Source organism: Sphingomonas faeni (assembly GCF_030817315.1).
Taxonomy (GTDB): domain Bacteria; phylum Pseudomonadota; class Alphaproteobacteria; order Sphingomonadales; family Sphingomonadaceae; genus Sphingomonas; species Sphingomonas faeni_C.
Genome location: NZ_JAUSZF010000001.1, coordinates 2303550 through 2326847 on the forward strand (window position 1 = coordinate 2303550; position 23298 = coordinate 2326847).

Annotated in this window: 22 protein-coding genes; 9 read left to right on the forward strand and 13 right to left on the reverse strand. The window is 65.5% G+C overall.

Features of this window, described 5'->3' with window-relative positions; genetic code table 11:
- Nucleotides 1–265 precede the first annotated feature (265 nt).
- From kdpB to QFZ54_RS10655, 5 genes are all read right to left on the reverse strand, one after another.
- On the reverse strand, nt 266–2296 hold the full coding sequence (kdpB, locus tag QFZ54_RS10635; RefSeq protein ID WP_307086974.1) for a potassium-transporting ATPase subunit KdpB: 2031 nt from the start codon (nt 2294–2296) through the stop codon (nt 266–268).
- Between the two features lie 14 nt (nt 2297–2310).
- Nucleotides 2311–4014 (reverse strand): potassium-transporting ATPase subunit KdpA, encoded by a 1704-nt coding sequence (kdpA, locus tag QFZ54_RS10640; protein ID WP_307086975.1) that lies wholly within the window; start codon nt 4012–4014, stop codon nt 2311–2313.
- Nucleotides 4015–4026: 12 nt separating this feature from the next.
- Complete coding sequence (gene kdpF / locus QFZ54_RS10645; RefSeq protein WP_055875324.1) at nt 4027–4116, reverse strand: K(+)-transporting ATPase subunit F; 90 nt, start codon at nt 4114–4116, stop codon at nt 4027–4029.
- A gap of 107 nt (nt 4117–4223) precedes the next feature.
- Nucleotides 4224–5072, reverse strand: coding sequence for a TorF family putative porin (locus tag QFZ54_RS10650; protein WP_307086976.1), 849 nt, complete (start codon nt 5070–5072; stop codon nt 4224–4226).
- A 162-nt stretch (nt 5073–5234) separates the two neighbouring features.
- Complete coding sequence (locus QFZ54_RS10655) at nt 5235–6647, reverse strand: FAD/NAD(P)-binding protein (RefSeq protein ID WP_307089385.1); 1413 nt, start codon at nt 6645–6647, stop codon at nt 5235–5237.
- A 295-nt stretch (nt 6648–6942) separates the two neighbouring features.
- Between QFZ54_RS10655 and QFZ54_RS10660 the strand changes: the two genes are divergently transcribed.
- Nucleotides 6943–9237, forward strand: a complete 2295-nt coding sequence (locus QFZ54_RS10660) for a glycoside hydrolase family 31 protein (RefSeq protein WP_307089387.1) — start codon at nt 6943–6945, stop codon at nt 9235–9237.
- Between the two features lie 55 nt (nt 9238–9292).
- Here QFZ54_RS10660 and QFZ54_RS10665 read toward each other — a convergent pair whose 3' ends face one another.
- The 6 genes from QFZ54_RS10665 to groES all read right to left on the reverse strand — a co-directional run bounded on the left by QFZ54_RS10665 (nt 9293) and on the right by groES (nt 14313).
- Nucleotides 9293–9694: a winged helix DNA-binding protein gene (locus tag QFZ54_RS10665; protein ID WP_307086977.1), complete on the reverse strand. Its 402-nt coding sequence runs from the start codon at nt 9692–9694 to the stop codon at nt 9293–9295.
- 19 nt (nt 9695–9713) lie between these two features.
- On the reverse strand, nt 9714–10172 hold the full coding sequence (locus QFZ54_RS10670) for a hypothetical protein (protein WP_307086978.1): 459 nt from the start codon (nt 10170–10172) through the stop codon (nt 9714–9716).
- Nucleotides 10173–10203: 31 nt separating this feature from the next.
- Nucleotides 10204–11265 (reverse strand): sigma factor-like helix-turn-helix DNA-binding protein, encoded by a 1062-nt coding sequence (locus tag QFZ54_RS10675; RefSeq protein WP_307086979.1) that lies wholly within the window; start codon nt 11263–11265, stop codon nt 10204–10206.
- A 259-nt stretch (nt 11266–11524) separates the two neighbouring features.
- Nucleotides 11525–12109: a Uma2 family endonuclease gene (locus tag QFZ54_RS10680; RefSeq protein ID WP_307086980.1), complete on the reverse strand. Its 585-nt coding sequence runs from the start codon at nt 12107–12109 to the stop codon at nt 11525–11527.
- 167 nt (nt 12110–12276) lie between these two features.
- Nucleotides 12277–13929 (reverse strand): chaperonin GroEL, encoded by a 1653-nt coding sequence (groL, locus tag QFZ54_RS10685; protein WP_307086981.1) that lies wholly within the window; start codon nt 13927–13929, stop codon nt 12277–12279.
- 96 nt (nt 13930–14025) lie between these two features.
- Nucleotides 14026–14313: a co-chaperone GroES gene (gene groES, locus QFZ54_RS10690; protein ID WP_056052039.1), complete on the reverse strand. Its 288-nt coding sequence runs from the start codon at nt 14311–14313 to the stop codon at nt 14026–14028.
- Nucleotides 14314–14792: 479 nt separating this feature from the next.
- Between groES and sppA the strand changes: the two genes are divergently transcribed.
- Nucleotides 14793–16745, forward strand: coding sequence for a signal peptide peptidase SppA (gene sppA, locus QFZ54_RS10695; RefSeq protein WP_307086982.1), 1953 nt, complete (start codon nt 14793–14795; stop codon nt 16743–16745).
- On the forward strand, nt 16745–17332 hold the full coding sequence (locus QFZ54_RS10700) for a GNAT family N-acetyltransferase (protein WP_307086983.1): 588 nt from the start codon (nt 16745–16747) through the stop codon (nt 17330–17332). Before sppA ends, QFZ54_RS10700 begins: the two co-directional genes overlap by 1 nt.
- 619 nt (nt 17333–17951) lie before the next feature.
- Here the strand turns inward: QFZ54_RS10700 and QFZ54_RS10705 are convergent.
- Entirely contained in the window at nt 17952–18590 is a 639-nt protein-coding gene (locus QFZ54_RS10705; RefSeq protein WP_307086984.1) for a trimeric intracellular cation channel family protein, read from the reverse strand.
- A gap of 192 nt (nt 18591–18782) precedes the next feature.
- On the opposite strand from QFZ54_RS10705, the gene QFZ54_RS10710 reads away from it, so the two are divergent.
- From QFZ54_RS10710 to QFZ54_RS10720, 3 genes are all read left to right on the forward strand, one after another.
- A complete protein-coding gene (locus QFZ54_RS10710) occupies nt 18783–19088 on the forward strand; it encodes a glycine zipper 2TM domain-containing protein (protein ID WP_307086985.1) in 306 nt (101 codons plus the stop codon).
- Nucleotides 19089–19182: 94 nt separating this feature from the next.
- Entirely contained in the window at nt 19183–19611 is a 429-nt protein-coding gene (locus QFZ54_RS10715) for an OsmC family protein (RefSeq protein WP_307086986.1), read from the forward strand.
- An 82-nt stretch (nt 19612–19693) separates the two neighbouring features.
- Nucleotides 19694–20212 carry a glycine zipper 2TM domain-containing protein gene (locus QFZ54_RS10720; protein ID WP_307086987.1) on the forward strand — a complete coding sequence of 173 codons (519 nt, stop codon included), beginning with the start codon at nt 19694–19696 and terminating at the stop codon, nt 20210–20212.
- A 55-nt stretch (nt 20213–20267) separates the two neighbouring features.
- Here the strand turns inward: QFZ54_RS10720 and QFZ54_RS10725 are convergent, their stop codons facing one another.
- The gene (locus QFZ54_RS10725) at nt 20268–20489 is read right to left on the reverse strand and encodes a hypothetical protein (RefSeq protein WP_307086988.1); all 222 of its coding nucleotides are present in this window, start codon (nt 20487–20489) and stop codon (nt 20268–20270) included.
- 174 nt (nt 20490–20663) lie between these two features.
- On the opposite strand from QFZ54_RS10725, the gene QFZ54_RS10730 reads away from it, so the two are divergent.
- The 3 genes from QFZ54_RS10730 (at nt 20664) to QFZ54_RS10740 (ending at nt 23194) form a co-directional block, all read left to right on the forward strand.
- Nucleotides 20664–21167: a hypothetical protein gene (locus QFZ54_RS10730; RefSeq protein WP_307086989.1), complete on the forward strand. Its 504-nt coding sequence runs from the start codon at nt 20664–20666 to the stop codon at nt 21165–21167.
- 360 nt (nt 21168–21527) lie between these two features.
- Nucleotides 21528–21902, forward strand: coding sequence for a fluoride efflux transporter CrcB (gene crcB / locus QFZ54_RS10735; RefSeq protein WP_307086990.1), 375 nt, complete (start codon nt 21528–21530; stop codon nt 21900–21902).
- Nucleotides 21899–23194, forward strand: a complete 1296-nt coding sequence (locus QFZ54_RS10740; protein WP_307086991.1) for an RluA family pseudouridine synthase — start codon at nt 21899–21901, stop codon at nt 23192–23194. The genes crcB and QFZ54_RS10740 overlap by 4 nt, the downstream gene beginning before the upstream one ends.
- Nucleotides 23195–23298 lie beyond the last annotated feature (104 nt).

The window sequence follows — 23298 nt, forward strand, 5'->3', positions numbered from 1 at the left end:
TCCATGTGTCCGTGCGTAGGTGGGGACACGGTCTGGGCACCCGCCTTCGCGGGTGAACAATTCTTTGGGGTCAGATCACACGTCGAAGCATGCGGCCACCCACTCAGCACCTCCCCGGCGGAGGCCGGGGTCCAGTTGGGGGACGTCGCTAACGACGGGTGCGCTTCGTTACCGCAACCTTTCCACCTGGGCCCCGGCCTCCGCCGGGGTGGTAATAAGGGTTGCGCTGAGGATGCATGTGCACGCCACGGGTCAGGCTTGGTCATCATGCCAGCCCCAGCGCGCCGACCAGAAGGTCGATGAGCTTGATCCCGACGAACGGCGCGATCAGGCCGCCCAGGCCGTACACCGCGAGGTTCCGCGCGAGCAGCGGCCCCGCAGCCATCGGCTTGTACGCGACGCCCTTCAGCGCGAGGGGCACCAGCATCGGGATGATGATCGCGTTGAAGATGATCGCCGACAGGATCGCGCTTTCGGGCGACCCTAGCCGCATCACGTTGAGCACGCCGAGCCCCGGATAGAGCGCGACGAACATCGCCGGGATGATCGCGAAATACTTCGCGACGTCGTTCGCCACTGAGAAGGTCGTCAGCGCACCACGAGTCATCAGCAGCTGTTTGCCGAGACCGACGATCTCGATCAGCTTGGTCGGATCGCTGTCGAGGTCGACCATGTTGCCGGCCTCGCGCGCCGCCTGCGTGCCGGTGTTCATCGCCACGCCGACATCGGCCTGCGCGAGTGCCGGCGCGTCGTTGGTGCCGTCGCCGCACATCGCGACCAGCCTGCCGCCCTGCTGTTCCTTGCGGATCAGGTCGAGCTTGTCCTCCGGCGTCGCCTGCGCGAGGAAGTCGTCGACCCCTGCTTCGGCAGCGATCGCAGCGGCGGTGAGCGGGTTGTCGCCGGTGATCATCACCGTGCGGATGCCCATCGCGCGCAGCTGGCCGAAACGCTCGCGGATGCCAGCCTTCACAACGTCCTTGAGGAAGATCGCGCCGAGCAACCGGCCATCTCGGGCCACCGCCAACGGCGTGCCGCCAGCACGGGCGATCTCGTCGGTGATGCGGCGCAGTTCGGTTGCGGCGGCGGTTGCCCCAGCCCCCGGATTGGCCTTCAGGATCGAGTCGACCGCGCCCTTCTGGATCAGCGAGCCATTCACCTTCACGCCCGAGATGCGAGTCTGAGCCGTGAAGGGGATGACTTCCGCATCGCTCGGGAGTTCATTGGTCGTGACGCCGAACTTTTCTCGTGCCAGCACGACGATCGAGCGGCCTTCGGGCGTCTTGTCCGCGAGGCTCGCCAGCAATGCTGCCTCGGCCAGTTCCTCGTCGCGCGTGCCGCCAACGCTGCGGAACTCGCTCGCTTGGCGGTCGCCGATCGTGATCGTGCCGGTCTTGTCGAGCAGCAGGACGTCGATATCGCCCGCCGCCTCGACCGCACGGCCAGACTTCGCCAGCACGTTGAAGCGCACCAGACGGTCCATTCCCGCAATCCCGATCGCCGACAGCAGTGCGGCGATCGTCGTCGGGATCAGCGTGATCAGCAGCGCCGCGAGGATCGCGACCGGCACGCGGCCACCCGCGTAGCTGGCGAACCCCGGGATCGTGCCGACCGCGATCAGGAAGATGATCGTCAGCCCGACGAGCAGCAAAGTCAGCGCGATCTCGTTCGGCGTCTTCTGCCGCTCGGCGCCCTCGACGAGTGCGATCATGCGGTCGAGAAAGCCTTCGCCGGGGTTGGCGGTGACTTTCACACGAATCTCGTCGGAGATGACGCGCGTGCCCGCGGTGACGGCGGAGCGATCGCCGCCAGCCTCGCGGATCACGGGTGCGCTCTCCCCGGTGATCGCGGCTTCGTTGACCGAGGCGACGCCCCAGACGACTTCGCCGTCCGCCGGGATCAGGTCGCCCATCGTCACCAGCACGATGTCGCCCGAGCGAAGCATGCTCGCGGGGACGGACTCGACTTGATCCCCCTTCATGCGGCGGGCGGTGAGTTCGGCCTTGGTCGCGCGCAACGACGCGGCCTGCGCCTTGCCGCGGCCTTCGGCGAGCGCTTCGGCGAAGGTGCCGAACAGCACCGTCAGCCACAGCCAGATCACCAGCTGGATCTTGAAGCCGACCGACAGCCCGTCGCCGCCGACGTTGACGAGGATCGTCAAAAGCGTGGCGACGACGGCAGTGACGAACATCACCGGGTTGCGGATCAACTGCCGGGGATCGAGTTTCCGGAAAGCGTCGCCGATCGCCGGGATGATCAAGTCGGCCGTGAACAGCGACTTGGTAGGGGTGCGTGCCATTTTGGCTTGTCCCGTCAGAAGGTTTTGCCGCTGATCATCGCGAGATGATCGGCGATGGGACCGAGCGCGAGGCTCGGCAGGAAGGTCAGGCCACCGACGATCAGGATGATCCCGACCAGCAGGCCGACCCACAGCGCACCCGTCGTCGGGAACGAGCCCGTGCTTTCCGGCGTGTGCTTCTTGGCGGCGAGCGACCCGGCGATGGCGAGCATCGGCACGATGATGAAGAAGCGCCCGAGCCACATCGCGACCCCGAGCAGGCCGTCATAATAGGGCGTCGCGGCGGTGAGGCCCGCGAACGCCGAGCCGTTGTTCCCGACCCCGCTGGTGAAGGCGTAGAGGATCTCGGTGAACCCATGCGGCCCCTTATTGAGCGGCCCTGCTAGTCCGGCGGGCAGCACGGCGCTGAGCGCGGTGAAGCCCAGGATAACGAGCGGCAGGATCGCGATCGCCAGCACCGCGAGCTTCACTTCGCGGCTCTCGATCTTCTTGCCGACATATTCGGGCGTGCGGCCGACCATCAGGCCTGCGACGAACACCGCGAGGATGGCGAACAGCAGGAAGCCGTAGATGCCGGCGCCGACGCCGCCGATGACGACTTCGCCGAGCTGCATGTTGAGCAGCGGGATCATGCCGCCGAGCGCGGTGAAGCTGTCGTGCATCGCGTTGACCGCACCGCACGATGCCGCCGTCGTGACGACCGAGAACAGCGCGGACGCGGCGATCCCGAAACGGACCTCCTTGCCTTCCATGTTGCCGCCTGCGACGCCGATCTGGTGGAGGATCGGGTTACCCGCAGCTTCTTGGGCATAGGTTACGGTGACGCCGGCGAGGAACAGCACGAGCATCGCCGAGAGGATCGCCCAGCCCTGGCGCGTGTTGCCGACCGCCTTGCCGAACGTCCAGGTCAGGCCGAAGCCGATCACGAAGATCGACAGCATCTGGATCAGGTTGGTCAGCGCGGTCGGGTTCTCGAACGGATGCGCCGAGTTCGCGTTGAAGAAGCCGCCACCATTGGTGCCGAGCATCTTGATCGCTTCCTGGCTGGCGACCGGGCCGAGCAGCAGCGACTGTTTCGCGCCCTCCAGCGTCTGGATGTCGACGACGCCCGCGAGAGTCTGCGGCACGCCGCTGGCGATCAGGAACAGCGCGTAGACGATCGAAATCGGCAGGAGCAGGTACAATGTGACGCGCGTCGCATCCGCCCAGAAGTTACCGATCGTCGTGGCCGAGCGCCGCGCAAACCCGCGGAACAGCGCGAACGCCAGCGCGATGCCGGTCGCGGCCGACAGGAAGTTGTGGATCGTCAGGCCGAACATTTGGCTGAAGTTCGACATGGTGGATTCGCCACCATAGCTCTGCCAGTTGGTGTTGGTCGTGAAGCTGATCGCGGTGTTGAACGCGAGGTGCGGTGCGAGTCCTGCGAGGCCTTGCGGGTTACCCGGCAGCACGCCCTGCAGGCGCAACACCGCGTAAGTCAGCGCCATCAACGTCGCGTTGAACAGGAGCATGTGCAGCGCATAGCGGCGCCAGCCCTGCTCTTGGTTCGGGTCGATCCCGGCGAGCTTGTAGAAGCCCGTTTCGACCGGGCCGAGGACGGCGTGGATCGGCGTGCGGCGGCCTTCGTACAGCGCGAACAGCCACAGGCCGACGGGCTTGGTCAACGCCAGCAATATGCCGACGAAGCCGAGGATCAGGATCCATCCCTGGAATGTCATGGGAGCGCGCTCCTAAAAGCGTTCGGGACGGATCAGCACCGCCACGAGGTAAAACAGCAGCCCGAGCGCGACGATCGCGGCGAGCCAGAGGTCGAGGGTCATGGCTGCGTCCTCACGCGTTATCGCACAGACGGACATAGGCGAGCGTCGCCGCCACCAGCCCGACCATAATCGCTATCCAGAGTAGATCCTGCATCGGTCGTTCCTCGTCAGAAGGCGGCGGTAAGGGAGGCAACCACGGTGCCGTCGGCGATCGATCCGGTGCCGTCCTGCCCGCGCGAGAAGCTCGGCTGGAGATGCGCTGCGCTACGACGCGTGATGTCGGTGTCGACATAGCTGACGTTGAAGGTCAGGTTTTTGTACGTGGCGTCCGCGCCGAGCGACCAGTCCCAGTACTCGCCGGTCGGCGTCACGCTGGTCGCGTTGGGGCCGAGGCCGTCATTGCCCCAGCTATGGCCGATATGCGCCTTGGCAGTCAGTGGCGTGCCGGCAATCGCGAACGCGCCGTCGCCGGTGAGGTAGAGATTGTCGGTCTTGCCGCCGGGATTGGTGTAGACGCCCGCGGCCGCATCGGCGCCGGTGCGATACCATTTGCCGAGTGCCTGCTGCTTCGGCGCATAAAAGGCGCTGGCGGTCAGCGTGGCCGGGCCGGTCGTGCCGCTCAGCTTCACATAGGGCTCGGCATAGTCGGTCTTCGAGGCGCCGCCCGGATACATGTACCAGGTCAGGCCGACGTCGATCGTCGCGTTGTCCGCGAGCTTGTGCTTGTAGCCGCCGATCAGGTCGAGCTCCATGTTCGAGCCACCGAACGTGCCCCAACCCGACAGGTTCGAACCCCAGGCGCCGACATACACGCCGCTCTGGTGCGCGATCGTCAGCCCGCCCTGGATCGCGCCGTCCTTGTCCGACTGCGACACGCCGCGCAGGCGGTAGTCGGTCGCGAGCGTGACCGCCCCGCTGACGGTGACGGGAGCGGGCGGCGCGGTATCCTGTGCGAACGCGGGCGTGGCGAGGCCGGTCAGGATACCGGCGGCGGCGACGAAACGAAGAATGTGCATATGGTCCCCATGCGAGCGCCGCCGAAAGGATAGCGGTTCGCGAGGACTGGCAATTAGGCTCCGGCGACGTAGCAATTCGAGATCGATTGCCGGGCCGGAGCATATGTTTCGCGTAGTATTGTCGGAATTATTAAGTGGCGCGGCCCTCTTTTGCCGCCGCGATTACAGGCCCTCGCCGCCGACCCATTGTGCGTTGGACAGGCGGCGGGCGAGGTCCCAGCTCTGGACGCGGATGTCGGGCACTGCGACGACCTCCCACAGCCCGCCGCGGGTCATCGGACCGATGCAGTGGATCCGGTCGTCGGGCGTGCCATCGCGCCGGATCGCCCGCGATTGCGCGTCAACGTCGACACCGAGCCGCAGCGGATCGGGCCGGATCGCGCCCGTAGCCAGCAGGTGCTTCACGAGCGGCTCCTCCGATCGCAACAGGTCGCCCTGCGGCCCGGTGCAGTTCACGATCCGCGCGGCGTGCGTGACGACGGTCGCGGTTTTGCCGCGGGGTCGCCAGGTCAGCTTTGCGTGCGGCCCGTCGGCCTCGGCGGAGACGATCTTGCCCGCTGCAAACGTCAGTCGACCGGTTGCGACAAGCGCCTCGACGCGGTCGGCGACGGCAGGCGCGAGGCGGTGGCGGTGGACGTCCCAATAGGGGCGCAGGTGACGGAGGAAACGGCTGCGCAAGTCTTGCGACGCTGCCGCCCACAGCATCTGCGTAACGGGACGAAGTTCGTCCACCGCCGCCCGCCAGCCACCGTCTTCGGTCCGCGCACGGACATGACGGACGAGGTCGGTCAGCCCGCCCTGCGGCTTGTCCGACACGCCGCGGTGCGCGGGGGCGCCGTCGACATGGCGGCGCGGCGACAGTCCACGGCGCGAGGTGGCGAGGATGTGGCCTGCAAATCCCTGCGCATCGAGCAACAGCGCTGCGTCGATCGCGGTCAGCCCTGTTCCGATCAGCACCACCGTGTCGTCGGCGCCTAGACCTTCGGCGAGATCGGCTGCCCACGGGTCCGCGCAATACACGCCCGCGGGCAAGGCCTCCGGCTTCAAGCCCGGCGGCGTGTGTGGTGGCAGATTGCCGAGCGCGAGCACGGCGGTGTCGGCGGTGATTTTCCGCCCGTCAGCCATCGTTAGCGTGACGCCGTCGCCGTCGCCGTCGCCGTCGCCGGTCACCGGATCGATCGCACAGACCTCTCCCTCGACATGAACCAGCCGCCCGTTCGACTCCGCGATTGCCCTATCGAGCAGTTCGCGCAGATATGCGCCGTACGTCGTACGCGGGACGAAAGTCTTGCGGTCGCCCTTGCCGTGCGCCTCCAGCCAGCGAACGAAATGATCGGGATCGTCGGGGAGCGCGCTCATGTTCCCGGCGCGGACGTTGAGCAGGTGATCAGGATGCGCCGCACTATAGGCAACGCCCCGTGCGAGTTGCCGGTCACGTCGCTCGATCAGCGTCACGCGCGGCCCCTCGTGCCGGATCAGATTGACCGCGAACAACGCACCGGAGAACCCGCCCCCGACGACGACGACATGATCCTCGGGCCCCGCAATCCGCGGCATCGTCGCTCGGTCGTCCATCTGCTCGCTCACCTCGTTAGACGCGGACGCCATGCCTGATCGGCAGCACCTAGCCTACCCCGTGATACATCGCCGTGTCCCGCTCGTCGCACTATGCCCGGTCAGACCGGCAGAGTTCGGTCTAATTATACGACCACGTGACGGCTGGCATTCCGATCGCAAACCGAACATGTTCGCAGACGAACCTTGCGCGTCTGTGCAGGCTTTAGCTGACGGAAAACCCGACCCTATGCCGACCCTTCTCTCCACTGCGCGCCTTCTGCTGATCGGCACCTGCCTGACGTCGGCATTCACGATGCAGGCGACGGCCGATCCGATCGCGACGCTCGACCAGAACGGAAGCCTCGTCGCGATCGAACCTTATGCGCCGAACATCGTCCGCGTCACGATTTCGCTCGATCGCGCGTTGGCGGATGCACCACCGGGCGAAGGCCCCAATGCCAAGTCCGATTCGACCGGCTGGACGCACCGTACCGATGCGAGCGGCGACGTGTTCGCCTCGAGCGCGATGGCGCTGACCGTGAAGGCACAGCCCTGGCCCAAGGCACCATCGCAGATGCAGCGTTACTTCGCGCCGTCGCTGCCGCCTGTTTCGATCGCCGTGCGCAAGCCCGACGGCTCGACGATCGCCGAGATGACCGGTTGGGAGATGTCGCCGCAGACCGTCAACGGCGAGAAGACGTTCCGCGTCGGCGCGAGCTTCGCGGTGCAGCCAAACGAGCATTATTACGGGCTCGGCCAAAACCAGGAAGGCGTGCTCGATCTCAAGGGTCGCACGATCGATTGCCGTCACAATTACGATGCGCCCGCCGGCGAGACGGTGTGCGTGCCGTTCATGGTCACCAACAAGGGCTATGGCATCGTCTGGGACAATCCGTCTGCGACCACCGTATCCCCCGGCCTGTCGAACTCGACGCATTGGCAGTCGAACGTCGGCGAGCGCGTGTCGTTCTTTGTCATCACCGGCAACACCACCGACGAACTTTATGCCGGCTATGCCAAGCTGACCGGCGCGACGCCATTGCCGCCGAAGGCCGCGTTCGGGTTGATCCAGTCGAAGGCACGCTATGAGACGCAGGCCGAACTGCTCGGCATGGCGAATGGCTACCGCAAACGCGGCCTGCCGCTCGACGTGATGGTGCTCGACTGGTTCTACTGGACGCGCATGGGCCAGCTCGACATCGACCGGACTTATTTCCCCGATCCCAAGGGCATGAACGACACGCTGAAGAGCATGGGGATGCATTCGATCATCAGCGTGTGGCCTCGGTTCGAGAAGGAATCGCGCTATTTCAATTTCCTAGGCACGAAGGGGTGGCTGCTGAAGGACAAGGACGGCGAAGTCGTGGACGGCCTGCCGATCCGTTCGGACCGTGCCGGGGCGCTGCTCGATTCGACCAACCCGGATGCGCGCGGCTGGTTCTGGGACCGGGTCCGCGACAATATCGCGAGCCAGGGCTTCGACTGGTTCTGGCTCGACGAGACCGAGCCGGACCTCGTGCCGGACGGCAATTTCTTCTCGATCGGATCGGGCGATCGGTACCACAACCTCTATCCGCTGGTGCACACCAACGGCGTCGCGGAGGGCTCCGCACGCGATCGGCCGGACTTCCGAAACCTGATCCTCGCCCGCGCGGCGTATCTGGGTACGCAGCGCAACGGGGCGCTGTTCTGGTCGTCGGACGTGCAGGCGAACTGGGAGACGCTGCACCGCCAGGTTCCCGCCGGGCTCGGCTTTACCGCGAGCGGCATGGCGTATTGGAGCAGCGACACGGGCGGCTGGCAGTATCCGAACGGGCCGAAGGCCGAGCATGCACCACTGCTCGATCCGGCTGGTGCGACTGCGATGTCGCCGAGCTACACCGACTATCCCGAGCTGTTCACGCGTTGGTTCGCGTATAACAGCTTCACGCCGACGCTGCGTATCCACGGCCAGCGCCCGGCGACGGCGCTATGGGATTATGGTGCGGCGGCCGAACCGGTGCTCGCGGGCTTCCTGAAGCTGCGATATGCACTGATCCCGTATCTCTACTCGCTTGGGTACCAGACCTATCGGACCGGTGCGCCGTTCATGCGCGCGCTGTTCATGGACTTCCCCAACGATCCGGCGGTCGCGACGATCGGCGACGAATATATGTTCGGCCCGGCCTTCCTGGTCGCGCCCGTCACCGAACAGGGCGTCACCAGCCGCAAGGTCTATTTGCCCGCTGGTTCGGACTGGTATGATTATTGGACCGATGAGCGCCATGCCGGCGGCCAGACGATCGAGGCCGCGGCGCCGATCGACCGCATTCCGCTGTTCGTCCGTGCCGGGTCGATCGTGCCGATGGGCGTGCAGATGCCGAGCACGGCTACGAAGCAGGCGCTCGAGACGATCAAGGTCTATCCGGGCCGCGACGCGAGCTTCACGCTGTACGACGATGACGGCGTGACCAATGGCTACAAGAAGGGTGGCGGATCTAGCGCTGTTCTTCGTTGGAACGATGCGGCGAAGACATTGACGGCGTCCGGGCCCCTGCCGACCCGCCAGGCGGTCAATACGCTGGTGAAGATCGTGGCGCCGCGCCAACCGGCGGCGGCGGCACGTTAGGGCTGACGAAGGGCAGGTTCGGTCTCCCGGGGACGAACCTGCCCTTCACGCTCTGCTACGCCTCGATCAAGCGTCCGAGCAGGTTCGTCATGCGCAATCGACCGAGCGCGGTCAGCTGGACGTGCGAACGGCGGCCGTCCCGCGCGTCGCGGATGCGTTCGACCAGGTCGGCGTCCTGCAACATCGTCAGATAGCGTAGCGCGGTGGCCGATGGCGCGCGCGCACCGATGCAGACCGCCGAGACGCTCAGCCGGCGTTGCTCGTGTTCCGAGATGAACAGGTCGAGCAGGATGTCCCAGGCAGGTTCCGAAAACAGCGCGTCGCCGAGCATGGCATCGCGGACCTTGCGGAGTTCGTACAGCCGCCGCGCCATATCGACCAGAATAGTGTCTGGTACGGCGAACGGCGCCGTGCGCTTGGCGATGTTGATCGGCGTTACGGCAAGTGCGTAAGTCATAAACGTCTTCCGAATTCGCTTATCGGATAGTTTGGTCCTGGCGACTCCAGTCGAGATCCCAGCCCTTGGCCTGGATCCGTCGCGAATGCCTGACCGTCCCGATCACGAGAAGCAGGACGATGGGATAGCTCCAGACGGCAGAGAGGACGGCGTAGACGAGGCGGATGACGTCGGGGCTGATCGCCTTGGCCAGATGGGCCCCCGTCCCCAACGCGTGGAGCGCAGTGACCCAGGCTGGCCAGAAGCGATCGGCATGCAACGTGATCACGATCATCACGACGAGCAGGATCAGGTCGACGATCATCACCCCGACTTCCATCCCGGCGAACAGCACCGGGATGTCGCGCTGGATGACGCTGGTGGAGAGCGCCGCCAGCAACAGGGCCAGACCCGTCAACCGCTCCGGCGCCCCGCCCCGCAGGAGCGCATAGCCGGATGCAGTCAACTGTATCGCGTAGAACACCCAGACCCGATCCAACTCTTACCTCCGCAGGACCGTAGCCGGTCGTTCAGGCGGCCGCGGCCAGATGGACCGGAGCCAGGTGGATCGGGGCCAGATGGACGGGGGCGTCGAAGCCGGTAGCGATCCGTATCGCGCCCTCGTTCGGCGGGCATTCCGCGGTGTCGCCATAGCCATAGAACTGGCCGAGGCCGATCTCGGTACGGACATCGACCAGTGCGCGGTGCGCTTCGATGAAGCGCTGACGGACGGCGACCATCTCGAACGATGCCTGCGATACCATCTGCAACGCGGCGGCGCCGGTGCCGAGCGGCAGGTTCGCCGCGACGCGCTGTTGCATCAGCGTCGCCATGCAGGAAGCGGTGAGCATCGCGGCCTTGTCGACCGCGGCCTCTGCCTCAAGAAAGTCATTGGCTACCCTGTCGGCAGCGCGGCGTCGTTCCCTCAACATCGAAAGTCCTCCCCTAGGCACCGACGTTGCGGTGCCGTGTACGGGAGCGCTCTGGTCTCGGTTCGATCGTAACAGCGTGGTCAACGTCATCGCCATGTTGACGACCGCCATCGACGTGACGGCGATCAATCCCATGAGTGCGAGCAGTCGAAATATTCTGTCGCCGAGCGAAAACCGATTGCGCGCCACCCCCGCCGATCCGCTGCCACCGGATAGTCCGAGGAAGCGGCGAACAAACCCCCACGGCTCGATCTGAACACTGCTTGCAGACGTTGAGAGGGGGAAGGGAATGTCGAGTGGTTCGGATGGTAGCCGTTCGTATGTCGACGCCTGTTCGAAGGGCGACGCAGGGTCGGTAGCGGCGCGCGTGTGGGCAGCGGCGCGAGGGTCGGATGACGGGCGATTGCGGACCGGCGTGGCATACTCGGTCCCGCCCCGCTGATGCTCGGTCCCGCCACGCTCATGGTCCTGCAACCGGCGCGCAGCCTCGAACCGCGTGCCGACGCCGAGGATCTGGATCGCACGCTCGATCCGCTTGTCGATCGCCGACGGCGACACGCCGACGATCAGTGCGATTTCCTTGGAGTTGTGATGCGTCAGTACGAGCCGGAGACAGGCGCGTTGGGCTTCGGTCAACTGATCGATGCGTCCTGCGGTCATGCCGTGATGGTAGCGTGAACCTATGACGGTTGCACCCTTCGCGTGGCGATCAAGGAAACAGAATTACAAACCGTTGAATCGGAGGGAGGTTCTGGTGGTCGGGAGAGGGGGTTAGCCTCGTATCTGCGTTGAGATGATCGATACCGTAGTGGACGCGTTCGACAATCTTGCGGCGATCCAGCTTGTGCCGGTGCTGCTGATGCATAGCGCTGGTAGTTTGGCGAGCGCCGGACACCAAGCGGCGGCCGGTAGCGGGTTTTTAGTCCCGGGCGAAGATCTCGGTGTGCGGAATGGTCAGGCCTAGCGAGGGAATGACGAGATCTAACGAGGTTGAGAATAACGTCTCGATCCAGCCGCACTCGATCCGCTGATGAACCGACAGCGCCTCGGCATCGACGTCTACGAAGGCGAGCGTGTCAACCGAATCGATCGCACGATATTCGTCCTTCTTGACGGTCAGATCGAAGTGTCGCGTCGAGGGGGACAAAATCTCGATTATAACGCGGGGATCGGACAGGGTCAGATCGTCGGGTCGGTCGCCGGGCGCACCACAGTCGATGGTGAGGTCGGGGTAGCGTACCGACCGGTCTCGCGTGCGGACTGCCATGTCGGAGCCGTAGGGTGTGCAGCCTGAGCCGCGTAGAGCAGACCGGACGAACGCCGTCAGGTTTACCTGCACGCGCGAATGCTCTCGGGTGCCACCGGCCATCATGCGAATGACGCCGTTGTCGAGTTCGGCCTTCATGTCGGAGCCGAAGTCGATCTGGAGGAATTCCTCGGCCGTCAGCAGCCGATAGTGCGGGTCGCTCGCCATGTCCGGGACATACGCTGGTTGGGCGGACAAACAAAGGGCCGGGGATTGCTCCCTGGCCCTTTGCTTTGGTCGTCTGTTCGGAACGGAGGACCGGCAAAGCCGGCCCTTTTCGTCGGACGGGACTGGTGGCTTCGCCGCCAGCCCGCCGGCCGTTCTGATTTCGTGTCGGGACCAGCTCTCGCTGGCCCCGTCCGAAATCAGAAGTCCATGCCGCCCATGCCGCCCATGCCGCCCATGCCGCCGCCGCCCATGGGCATGGCGGGCTTGTCTTCGGCCATCTCGCTCACGGCCGCTTCGGTCGTGATCAGGAGGCCTGCGACCGATGCTGCGTTCTGCAGCGCGGTGCGGACGACCTTGGTCGGATCGATCACACCGGCTTCCACCAGGTTCTCGTAGGTGTCGGTCGCGGCGTTGAAGCCGATGTTCGAGTCGTTGCCGTCGAGCAGCTTGCCCGAAACCACCGCACCGTCATGACCTGCGTTCTGAGCGATCTGGCGAACCAGAGCCGTCAGCGACTTGCGGACGATGTCGATGCCGCGCGTCTGGTCGTCGTTCGCACCCTCGAGGCCGTCAAGCGCCTTGGTTGCGTACAGCAGAGCCGTACCGCCGCCGGGGACGATGCCTTCTTCGACGGCTGCACGGGTTGCGTGCAGGGCGTCGTCGACGCGGTCCTTGCGCTCCTTGACTTCGACTTCCGAAGAACCACCGACCTTGATCACGGCAACGCCGCCGGCAAGTTTGGCGAGACGCTCCTGGAGCTTCTCCTTGTCGTAGTCGCTGGTCGTGTTCTCGATCTGCTGGCGGATCGCTTCGGTGCGGCCCTTGATCGTGTCGTGATCACCGGCACCGTCGACGATGACAGTGTTGTCCTTGTCGATCGTGACGCGCTTGGCGGTGCCGAGCATGCCGAGCGTGACGGTCTCGAGCTTGATGCCGAGGTCTTCCGAGATCATCTCACCCTTGGTCAGGATCGCGATGTCCTCGAGCATCGCCTTGCGACGATCGCCGAAGCCGGGTGCCTTGACCGCTGCGACCTTCAGGCCGCCGCGCAGCTTGTTGACGACGAGCGTGGCCAGAGCCTCACCCTCGATGTCCTCGGCGATGATCAGGAGCGGACGACCCGACTGAACGACGGCTTCCAGGATCGGGAGCATCGCCTGCAGGTTCGAGAGCTTCTTCTCGTGGATCAGGATGTAGGGATCCTGAAGCTCGACGGTCATCTTCTCGGGGTTCGTGATGAAGTACGGCGACAGATAGCCGCGGTCGAACTGCATGCCCTCGACGACGTCGAGCTCGAATTCGAGACCCTTCGCTTCCTCGACGGTGATCACGCCTTCCTTGCCGACCTTCTCCATGGCTTCGGCGATCTTCTCGCCGACTTCACGGTCGCCGTTTGCCGAGATGATGCCGACCTGCGCCACTTCCTTCGAACCCGAAACCGGCTTCGAACGTGCCTTGACGTCCTCGACGACCTTGATGACGGCGAGATCGATGCCGCGCTTCAGGTCCATCGGGTTCATGCCCGCTGCGACCGACTTCATGCCTTCGCGGACGATCGCCTGAGCGAGGACCGTTGCGGTGGTCGTGCCGTCGCCGGCGATGTCGTTGGTCTTCGAGGCCACTTCGCGCAGCATCTGCGCACCCATGTTCTCGAACTTGTCCTTGAGCTCGATCTCCTTGGCGACGGTGACGCCGTCCTTGGTGATACGCGGTGCGCCGAAGCTCTTGTCGATGACGACGTTACGGCCTTTTGGGCCCAAGGTCACCTTGACCGCGTCGGCGAGGATATCGACGCCGCGGAGGATGCGCTCACGCGCGTCACGACCGAATTTCACGTCCTTGGAAGCCATGTCAGCTGCCCTTTCAGATGAGATATAGAAAAAGAAGGTTAGGCCGGGTTAGGCCAAGATCAGGTCTGAAAAACCGATCCCTGAGGTCGATCGGGGTTAGCCGACGATCCCGAGAATGTCAGATTCCTTCATGATCAGAAGGTCTTCGCCGTCGACCTTGACCTCGGTGCCCGACCATTTGCCGAACAGGATCTTGTCGCCGGTCTTGACGTCGAGCGGGGTGATCGTGCCGTTCTCGGCGCGGGTGCCGGTGCCGATGGCGACGACTTCGCCTTCCTGCGGCTTTTCCTTGGCGGTGTCGGGGATGATGATGCCGCCAGCCGTCTTCTCTTCGGCTTCGAGGCGCTTCACCAGCACGCGGTCATGCAACGGACGAAAGTTCATGGGGTCCATGTCCTTTTGGATTGTGACAGATTTCTGGCACTCGAGGTTATCGAGTGCCAACGGAAGGCATATGTGCCTGCACCAAGCTCATGTCAAAGGTTCCGCGGGTGAAATTTTTTCGGGCGAGCTTGGGTTTCGGGCGTCGTGGCTGAGGGGTGGTGATGAGTGCTGCCGTTGTCCTGCGCACGCAGGAGTCCCGGGGGAACGGAGGGCGGCGCTTGGGATCCTGGGCTCCTGCGTTCGCAGTAGAACAAGCTCGGCGAACCTTTACTTCTGCCCCCCTTCCGCTTGCGAGAGGGGTCGGGGGAGGGGCTTTTCCAAGGCGGGGCGTTTGGGGGACGCCCCTCCCCTAACCCCTCCCGCAGGCGGGAGGGGGACTTTGTGGCGTTCGGAGCGCTGTTCGGGCTAGAACGCTGTCTGTATTGGCACGGTAATACAGGGCATTTACCTCCGTCCGCGCATGCTCTAGCTCTCGTGTCATGACCGATACCGCTGCGCCGTCCTATGCCCCCTCCTATGTCGATCCAGCCCGGCCGCCGCGGAAGAAATGGCGGCTGGTGCGGGGCGTGTGGAAGTTCCTCGTGGCGATCAAGGATGCGCTCGTCCTGATCGCGATGCTGTTGTTCTTCGGGCTGATCTTCGCGGCGCTCAATGCGCGGCAGAGCACCACGGCGATCAAGGACGGTGCGTTGGTGCTCGACCTGAACGGTTCGATCGTCGAGCAGCCGGAAGAGCAGGCCGCGTTTGCCGCGCTGTCGGGGCAGAGCCGGACGCGGCAGTTTCGCCTGCGCGACGTGGTCCGCTCGATCGATACCGCGCGGACCGATGCGCGCGTGAAGGTGGTGGTGCTCGATCTCGACAGCTTCGGCGGTGCGTATCCTGCGGTCCTGGGCGAAGTCGGCGATGCGCTGGCGCGGGTGCGGGCGAGCGGCAAGCCGGTACTCGCCTATGCGACTGCGTACACCGATAGCGGCTACCGTCTTGCGGCGAATGCGAGCGAGGTCTGGGTCAACCCGCTGGGCGGCACGATCTTCATGGGACCGGGCGGAAACCAGCTTTACTACAAAGGCCTGATCGACAAGCTCGGGGTTAACGCGCACGTCTACCGCGTCGGCCGATACAAGTCGTTCGTCGAGCCCTACACGCGGACGGACCAGAGCGACGACGCGCGCGCCGCCAGCACCGCGCTGTACGGTACGCTGTTCTCGCAGTGGCGCGAGGCCGTCGCGAAGGCTCGGCCCAAGGCGCAGATCGCGCAGTTCATGAGCGCGCCCGACAAGGTGATTCTCGCGTCGAACGGCAACATCGCCGAAGCGAATTTGCGCGCGGGTATCGTCGACAAGCTCGGCGACCGGACCGCGTTCGGGCGCCGCGTGGCGGAATATGCCGGCAGCGACGATTCCAAACCGGCAGGCAATTTCACGACGATCAAATACGACGCCTGGGTGAAGGCCAACCCCCTGCCGACCGCGGGCGAATCGATCGGCGTGCTGACGATCGCCGGCGAGATCGTCGACGGCGAGAGCGGCCCCGGCAAGGCGGCGGGCAAGACGATCGAGAAGGCGGTGCTCGACGGGCTCGCCAAGAAGACGCTGAAGGCGCTGGTCGTGCGCGTCGATTCTCCGGGCGGCTCGGTATTGGCGTCGGAACAGATCCGGCTCGCGATCCTGGAGGCCAAGCGGCAGAAGCTGCCGATCGTCGTGTCGATGGGCGGCTTGGCAGCGAGCGGCGGATACTGGGTGTCGACGCCGGCCGACGTGATCTTTGCCGAACCCGGCACGATCACCGGCTCGATCGGCATCTTCGGCGTAATCCCGACCTTCGAGAACGCGCTCGCCAAGATCGGCGTGACCAGCGACGGCGTGAAGACCACGCCGCTGTCAGGGCAGCCCGACATCACCGGCGGCACGACGCCGATGTTCGATGCGATTGCACAGGCGGGGATCGAGAACGGGTATCGACAGTTCGTCTCGCGCGTCGCCGCGTCGCGGAAGATGACGCCGGCGCGGGTCGACGCGATCGGACAGGGGCGCGTCTGGGATGGCGGCACCGCGCGTCAGATCGGGCTGGTCGACCGGTTCGGGACGCTCAAGGACGCGATCGACGAGGCGGCCAAGCGCGCCAAGCTCGATCCGGCGAAGGTGCACGCGGAGTATCTGGAGAAGAAGCCGGGCTTCCTCGCGACGATCGCGCAGGATTTCGGTGGCGACGAGGATGATGCCGCAGATGGAGCGACCGGCGGCGACGCGTTCGAGCACGTCGCGGCGGACCGGCGCCAGATGCTCGCGCGGGCGGTCGGCGACATGAAGCGGCTGGCGACGTCGGGTTCGATCCAGGCTCGGTGCCTGGAATGTGGCGGGATGGGGCCGACGACGGCGGGCATCGGCGATGCAAAGTTGCTCGACCTGCTGCTGGCGCGGATCGGGTTCTGATGGTGGTGACCGCAACTGGCAACGGGGGCGGGATCGTGATCCGGGCCGCGCGGCCCGAGGATGCCACGTCGATCGCGGCGATCTATGCGCCGCACGTGCTGGTCGGGACGGTGTCGTTCGAGACCGAGGCGCCCGATGCGCGGCAGATGCGCGCGCGGATGGCGGCGTCGGACGGGCTGTATCCCTGGCTGGTCGCGACGATCGGAACCGAGGGCGGCGTGCTGGCCTATGCCTATGCCTCGGCGTTCCACAAGCGCGAGGCGTACCGGTTCGCGTGCGAGACCACGGTGTATGTCGCGGACGCGGCGCAGCGGCAGGGCGCGGGGCGGCTGTTGTACGAGGCGCTGATCGATACGCTGCGGGCTCAAGGGTTTACGCAGGCGATCGGAGCGATCGCGCTGCCGAACGACTCGTCGATCAAACTGCATGAGGCGGTCGGGTTTCGTCGCGCGGGGGTGTACCGCGAGGTCGGGTACAAGAACGGGCAGTGGATCGACGTGGGGCACTGGCAGTGCGAGCTGAACGAACCTGCGGTGCCGCCGGTCGAGCCGCGGCGGTTTGCGGATGTTGGGGTTGTGCGGGGGTAGTGGCTGGGTCGGTGTTTGGTTTGGCGCGGGCGGTCTGATGTGTTGTGCTAGGCCGGTCCCCAGCTTCTCGGTTGCGGAAACTTGATACGATCTTGGGAGCGGGCGGTGCCCGACTTAGCAGTTTCTGCCTGATCGCCCCCGCCTGATTCTCCCTGATCATACCCGCCCGAGCAGGTCCTCCTTGGTGAGTAGCGGGCTTCTGCTTCGCCCCTCCCTGGAAGGGAGGGGAGCGGTTTGGGGTGTTGGGTGTGTTTGCTCCTTATCATTCCTTTTGTGCCCGTGCTCGGCTGCATCCGACGCTCGCGTGAGTTCCAGCGTAGACAAAGATACCACCCCGGCGGAGGCCGGGGCCCAAGTGGAGAGGCTGCTGTGACGAAGCTCAGTCCGCCGTTGGCTACGTCCCCCAATTGGGCCCCGGCCTTCGCCGGGGTGGTGGTGTCGGGGGGTGCTACCGTCGACGAGTAGAGATTAGGCGCGCAAAATCAGGGCGAGTAAGGTCGAACCGGCAGTTCAAGTCCGAACGCGGCCCTACCCTCCTTGTTCTCCGGCGAAGGCGGGATCCCAGGCTGGGTCCCCGCCTTCGCGGGGAAACAAGTGATAGAATAACAAGCTGCGTGAGTTAGCGCCGCCCACCATACGCCGGCAGCGCGAGATGGAAGCGGATGGCCGCAGCCCTCAATGTGAACCCCGCGCTCGCGGCGATCACCGCTGCCCACGCCAGCGGGACCCCCAGCAACACCAGCCCGACGTAACTCGCCGCCGCTAGTGCCGCAGCGGTCACGTACAGTTCCGGCCGCATCAGGATCGACGGCTCGCCCGCCAGCACGTCGCGGATGATGCCGCCGACGCAGGCGGTCATCACACCCATCAGCGCGGCGGGAACCGGGGGCACGCCGTAGCCCAAAGCCTTGGCAGCGCCGTACACCGCGTACGCCGCGAGCCCGACCGCGTCGAACCAGCCGAGTGCCTCGCCCTTCCACCAGCGCTCGGGCGTTACCCAGATCAGCAGTGCCATGCCCAGGCATACGGTGGCGGCGCGGGCGTCGTGGACCCAGAACACCGGCGCGCCGATCAGCAGGTCGCGGACCGTGCCGCCGCCGACCCCGGTGATCAGCCCGAAGAACACGAGCGTGACGAAGGTCTGGCCGCGTTTTGCCGCCGCGAGCGCACCCGAGGCGGCGAACACCGCGAGACCGGCGAGGTCGAACCAGGGTGCCGCGACGGGCAGGATCTCGACGGGGAGCGGGACGGGCAACATCAGGGCGGCGTAACCGGCCGGCTATCCAGCGTAAAGCGCGACCACCGAATGACCCTGCATCGCCCTACGGTAGCATTCGACGCGGTAGCGAACATGAACGCCAGCATGAACGAAGTGTTGTTTTTCGTTCATGCAACCGGCCGTATACAAGGCTCGTTACACCATCAGATCAAATCACTTGGGAGTTTAATCATGCGTAAGTTCATCCTAGCACTCGGCTGCAGCGCGATGGTCCTGCCGACCGTCCTGATCCCGGTTTCGGCCGCGGACGCGCGTGATCGTCGCGAATGGCGTGGTCGCGACGGCCGGGTCTATTGCAAGAAGAACAACGGCACGACCGGCACGATCATCGGCGGCGTCGGCGGTGCACTGCTCGGTCGCACGGTCGACACCCGCGGCGACCGTACTGTCGGCACGCTGGGCGGTGCCGTACTCGGTGGTCTTGCCGGTCGCGCGGTCGACAAGGGCACCAGCAACAACAACCGTCGTTGCCGCTAAAAGAAAATGCGCCGCTATTTCGGTAGTTGCGCGTTCAGGAAGGGCGTCGTGGGAAACCGCGGCGCCTTTTTTCTTGTCCAGAAGGATCAAAACGATGACCACACGCAGCGGTTCGGCAAAGTATGAAGGCCTTGGCAAGAGCGGCAAGGGTCATGTCTCGACCCAGTCGGGCGTGTTGTCCGACAGCCCCTACGGCTTCAACACGCGGTTCGAGAACGGGCCCGGCACCAACCCCGAGGAGCTGATCGCGGCCGCGCATGCGTCGTGCTTCACGATGGCGCTGAGCTTCGCGCTCGCCGGCAAGGGTTATGAGGCGGGCACGCTGGAAACGTCGGCCAAGGTGACGCTCGACAAGGATGGCGACGGGTTCAAGATCACCAAGTCGGCGCTGACGCTGAACGCGAAGATCGACGGCATCTCGAAGGACGAGTTCGAGGCGATCGCCGCGGATGCCAAGGCGAACTGCCCGGTGTCGAAGGTGCTCAACGCCGAGATCACGCTGGAGCACAATCTGGCCGCATAGAAGCGCCTGACGACCTGTCGGCCGGCTGAATGCGACGTAGCATGCGGCCGGCCGATCTCTACCTACAGTACCGGGAGACCCCATGCCGCGTATCGCCATTCTTTCGGTAGCTTTGGCCGCCAGCGCGTTCGGGACGATCCCGGCGACCGCGCAGTCGACTGTGCGCGATGCTCGCCGCGAATACCGCGACGAGGTACGCGACGTGCGGCAGGATCGACGCGGGGATATTCGCGACATCCGCCGCGACGGTGTCGGCAATGGGGGCCGCAACGGGAATTGGCAGCAGTATCGCGGCTATGACTACAATCGGTACGAGCGCGGCCAGCGTGGCTATTTCGCCGACCGCTATTACCGTGACGGCCGCTATTATCAGGAGCGACGCCTGGGCCGGAACGACCGGATCTATCGCGGGAGTAACGGGCGCTATTATTGCCGCCGGAGCGACGGAACGACCGGGTTGATCATCGGCGGCCTGGCGGGCGGCGTCCTCGGCAATTTGATCTCGAGCGGAGGTTCCAGCCTGCTTGGCACGCTGATCGGCGGCAGCGGTGGGGCATTGCTCGGATCGTCGATCGACCGCGGCAACGTCCGCTGCCGTTGAGCGACCGTTAGCGTGAGTTGGGCGGGCCCGGTGGAAACGCCGGGCCCTTGCTGCGTCAGATTATGCCGCCGCCGAGGCTCAGGCGGATCGCGAAGATGATGATCAGGACGATGTTGAGGTTGCGGCCGCCGTTGCTCGACGAGAGCGCGCCGACGGCTGCACCGACGATGCCGATCGGAATGACGAGCCAGTTCATCCAGCCGAGCAGCGGAATGAAGGCGACGAGGCCGAGCACCAGAGTGACGAGGCCGATGAGGATCGAGGCGATGTTCAGCATGGCGTGAACATGGCGAGTTGCAGGGGTTGGGACAAGTCTTCGGGTATGTGGCGGAGTCTTACGATCCTCCCTTGGCGGAGGAAGGTTACGAAAGAGGAGAACACGGAACCGGCGTTTCCCTTACCTCCCCCTCCCTCTGGCAGGGGCCAGCCACCTCCCCCTGGCGGGGGAGGATTGCCGCGGCTTGCGCAATCGTCGAATACCGATGCGGTGCGTCCGCCTACCCCGCCCGAGAGCGGGGCGGTCCCCGATAGCGCGCTCGCGGCGGATCCCATCGATGCGAAGACGTTGAAGCGCGCGCCGGCGGCATCGCACGACTGTCCGGAATGCAAAGCGGCGGACGACGCATTGACGCTGGGGGCGCTGGCGGCACGGCCGAAGACGCCGGACGCGGGGGCCTGTGCGCAGAAGATCGGGTATTCGGCGAGGTGGGCGAACCGGTCGCCGGCGGACCTGCCGCTGTATCCGGCGGCGCGGCTGACAGAGGCTGCGGGGGCGGATCGGGACGGGTGCCGGCTGCGCGTGGTGAGTTTTGCCAGCGCTGCGCCGATGCAGAAGATGCTCGACTGGTATTTTACGAAGGCGACGACGGCTGGGTATTCGACGGGCATAGCAGTGACGGCAGGCAGCATGTGCTGGGCGGGGTTCGGGGGAACGACGCTTATGTGGTGTATGTGACGGCGCGGGCTGGTGGTGGGAGCGATGAGGATTTGGTTTCCAACGCTGGGGGGTGAGTTGTTCCGCGAGATCCCGTTTATCCAGGCGCACCACCCCGGCGGAGGCCGGGGCCCAATTGGGGAACGTCGCTAACTGAGGGCAGTCCTTCGTTACTGCGACCTTTCCAATTGGGCCTCGGCCTTCGCCGGGGTGGTGCCGATTGGGGGTGACTCCCCCTCCCTCTCCTTGTTCTCCCGCGAAGGCGGGAGTCCAGGCTGGGTCCCCGCCTTCGCGGGAGAACAAGGAGAGTGCGCGAGGGTGGTTCGCACCCCTCTCCAACCGCACCTTTCCGTTTTGCCCGATTCACGCTAGGGCGCGGGGATGCTTCCCCTTCTCTACGTCATGGTCGGTGGTGCGGTCGGTTCCGGCGCGCGCTATCTGACGGGTAGTGCGATGACGTCGCTGCTCGGGCCCGACTATCCCTTCGGGACGCTGGCGGTGAACATCGTCGGCGGGTTGCTGATGGGCGTGCTCGTCGGCGTGCTGGCGCGGAACAGCGCGTCGGACAACTGGCGCCTGTTGCTCGCGGTCGGCGTGCTTGGGGGATTCACGACCTTTTCGGCGTTCTCGCTGGAGGTCGTCACGATGATCGAGCGAGGCGCATTCGGCGTCGCGCTCGGGTATGTTTTGGTGTCGGTGATCGGTTCGGTCGCCGCGTTGTTCGCGGGTCTCTCCGCAGTAAGGGCCGTCGCATGACTGCGGGCAAAAGCGATAGCGATATGGGTTTCCGCGAGTTCAACGTCGGGTTCGACGATGACGGCATCCGGCTGGACCGGTGGTTCAAGCGGCATCTGCCCGATACGAGCTACACCACGGTCGCGATGTGGGCGCGCACCGGGCAGCTGCGCGTCGACGGCGCGCGCGCGACCCCGGGCGACCGGATCGCGGCGGGCCAGATGCTCCGCGTACCGCCGCCCGAGGCCGACAAGGCCGCCGCCGACCCGGACAAGCCCAAGCGCGTCCGCGAACGTGTGATCCTGTCCGACGAGGAAACCGAGCTGGCGCAGGGCATGGTCATCCACAAGGATTTCCAGGCGTTCGTGCTGAACAAACCGCCGGGCCTCGCCACGCAGGGCGGGACCAAGACGACGCAGCATGTCGACGGGCTGCTGGATGCGCTCCAGTACGACAACGAGGGTCGGCCGAAGCTGGTCCACCGGCTCGACAAGGATACGTCGGGTGCGCTGCTGGTCGCGCGCACGTCGCGGGCTGCGGCCTTTTTTGCCAAGGCGTTCTCGGGGCGGACTGCGCGGAAAGTCTATTGGGCGCTGGTGGTCGACGTGCCGTCGATCGAGGACGGCATGATCGAGCTGCCGATCGCCAAGCAGCCGGGCACCGGTGGCGAGAAGATGCACATCGACGAGGCCGAGGGCGCACCGGCGCGGACGCGGTACCGCGTGATCGAGCGTGCGGGCAACCGCGCGGCGTGGGTCGAGTTGCAGCCGTTTACGGGGCGGACGCACCAGTTGCGCGTGCATATGGCGGCGATCGGGCATCCGATCGTCGGTGACGGCAAGTATGGCGGCGCGGCGGCGTTCCTGACCGGCGGCATTTCGCGGAAAATGCATCTGCATGCGCGGCGGATCAAGGTGGATCATCCGGATGGCGGGTCGATCGACGTGACGGCTGGGTTGCCTACGCATTTCGAGGAGAGCCTGAAGCAATTGGGCTTCGAGGAGTCGCTGGGCGATGCGCTGGTGCTCGACGAGAAGACCGCACCGACGCGCGAGCAGGTGAAGTCGCGGGCCAAGGCGCATGCGAAATCGGTGCGGAAGGAGCGTCGTGGGGAGCGGCGTGGGCGCGGGGTCGTCGAGGACAAGAAGGTGGCTGCCAAGCCGGGGGCGCCTAAGACGGGTGGGCCTCGGACCGGGGCTGGGTCGAAGTTCGGCGCGCCTCGGAGCGGGCCTCGGGTCGAGGGGGCCAAGCCGACTGGGCGGGGACGTCCGGGTGGGGCTGGGAAGCCTCGGACTGGTCCTGGGGCTCGGTGACGCCTATCGGGTGACGCGTGCCCTCACCCTTCCCAAGGCCGAGTGGCCGCGGGCCCCTTCCCTCTCCCCCGGGGGAGAGAGGGAGACTTGGAGGCAGTGACGGG

What these genes read in the sequence shown, in the direction of transcription:
- kdpB (WP_307086974.1), bottom strand. Translation starts at nt 2,296, where the DNA reads ATGGCACGCACCCCTACCAAGTCGCTGTTCACGGCCGACTTGATCATC.
- kdpA (WP_307086975.1), bottom strand. Translation starts at nt 4,014, where the DNA reads ATGACATTCCAGGGATGGATCCTGATCCTCGGCTTCGTCGGCATATTG.
- kdpF (WP_055875324.1), bottom strand. Translation starts at nt 4,116, where the DNA reads ATGACCCTCGACCTCTGGCTCGCCGCGATCGTCGCGCTCGGGCTGCTG.
- QFZ54_RS10650 (WP_307086976.1), bottom strand. Translation starts at nt 5,072, where the DNA reads ATGCACATTCTTCGTTTCGTCGCCGCCGCCGGTATCCTGACCGGCCTC.
- QFZ54_RS10655 (WP_307089385.1), bottom strand. Translation starts at nt 6,647, where the DNA reads ATGGACGACCGAGCGACGATGCCGCGGATTGCGGGGCCCGAGGATCAT.
- QFZ54_RS10660 (WP_307089387.1), top strand. Translation starts at nt 6,943, where the DNA reads ATGCAGGCGACGGCCGATCCGATCGCGACGCTCGACCAGAACGGAAGC.
- QFZ54_RS10665 (WP_307086977.1), bottom strand. Translation starts at nt 9,694, where the DNA reads ATGACTTACGCACTTGCCGTAACGCCGATCAACATCGCCAAGCGCACG.
- QFZ54_RS10675 (WP_307086979.1), bottom strand. Translation starts at nt 11,265, where the DNA reads ATGACCGCAGGACGCATCGATCAGTTGACCGAAGCCCAACGCGCCTGT.
- groL (WP_307086981.1), bottom strand. Translation starts at nt 13,929, where the DNA reads ATGGCTTCCAAGGACGTGAAATTCGGTCGTGACGCGCGTGAGCGCATC.
- groES (WP_056052039.1), bottom strand. Translation starts at nt 14,313, where the DNA reads ATGAACTTTCGTCCGTTGCATGACCGCGTGCTGGTGAAGCGCCTCGAA.
- sppA (WP_307086982.1), top strand. Translation starts at nt 14,793, where the DNA reads ATGACCGATACCGCTGCGCCGTCCTATGCCCCCTCCTATGTCGATCCA.
- QFZ54_RS10700 (WP_307086983.1), top strand. Translation starts at nt 16,745, where the DNA reads ATGGTGGTGACCGCAACTGGCAACGGGGGCGGGATCGTGATCCGGGCC.
- QFZ54_RS10705 (WP_307086984.1), bottom strand. Translation starts at nt 18,590, where the DNA reads ATGTTGCCCGTCCCGCTCCCCGTCGAGATCCTGCCCGTCGCGGCACCC.
- QFZ54_RS10710 (WP_307086985.1), top strand. Translation starts at nt 18,783, where the DNA reads ATGCGTAAGTTCATCCTAGCACTCGGCTGCAGCGCGATGGTCCTGCCG.
- QFZ54_RS10715 (WP_307086986.1), top strand. Translation starts at nt 19,183, where the DNA reads ATGACCACACGCAGCGGTTCGGCAAAGTATGAAGGCCTTGGCAAGAGC.
- QFZ54_RS10720 (WP_307086987.1), top strand. Translation starts at nt 19,694, where the DNA reads ATGCCGCGTATCGCCATTCTTTCGGTAGCTTTGGCCGCCAGCGCGTTC.
- QFZ54_RS10725 (WP_307086988.1), bottom strand. Translation starts at nt 20,489, where the DNA reads ATGCTGAACATCGCCTCGATCCTCATCGGCCTCGTCACTCTGGTGCTC.
- crcB (WP_307086990.1), top strand. Translation starts at nt 21,528, where the DNA reads ATGCTTCCCCTTCTCTACGTCATGGTCGGTGGTGCGGTCGGTTCCGGC.
- QFZ54_RS10740 (WP_307086991.1), top strand. Translation starts at nt 21,899, where the DNA reads ATGACTGCGGGCAAAAGCGATAGCGATATGGGTTTCCGCGAGTTCAAC.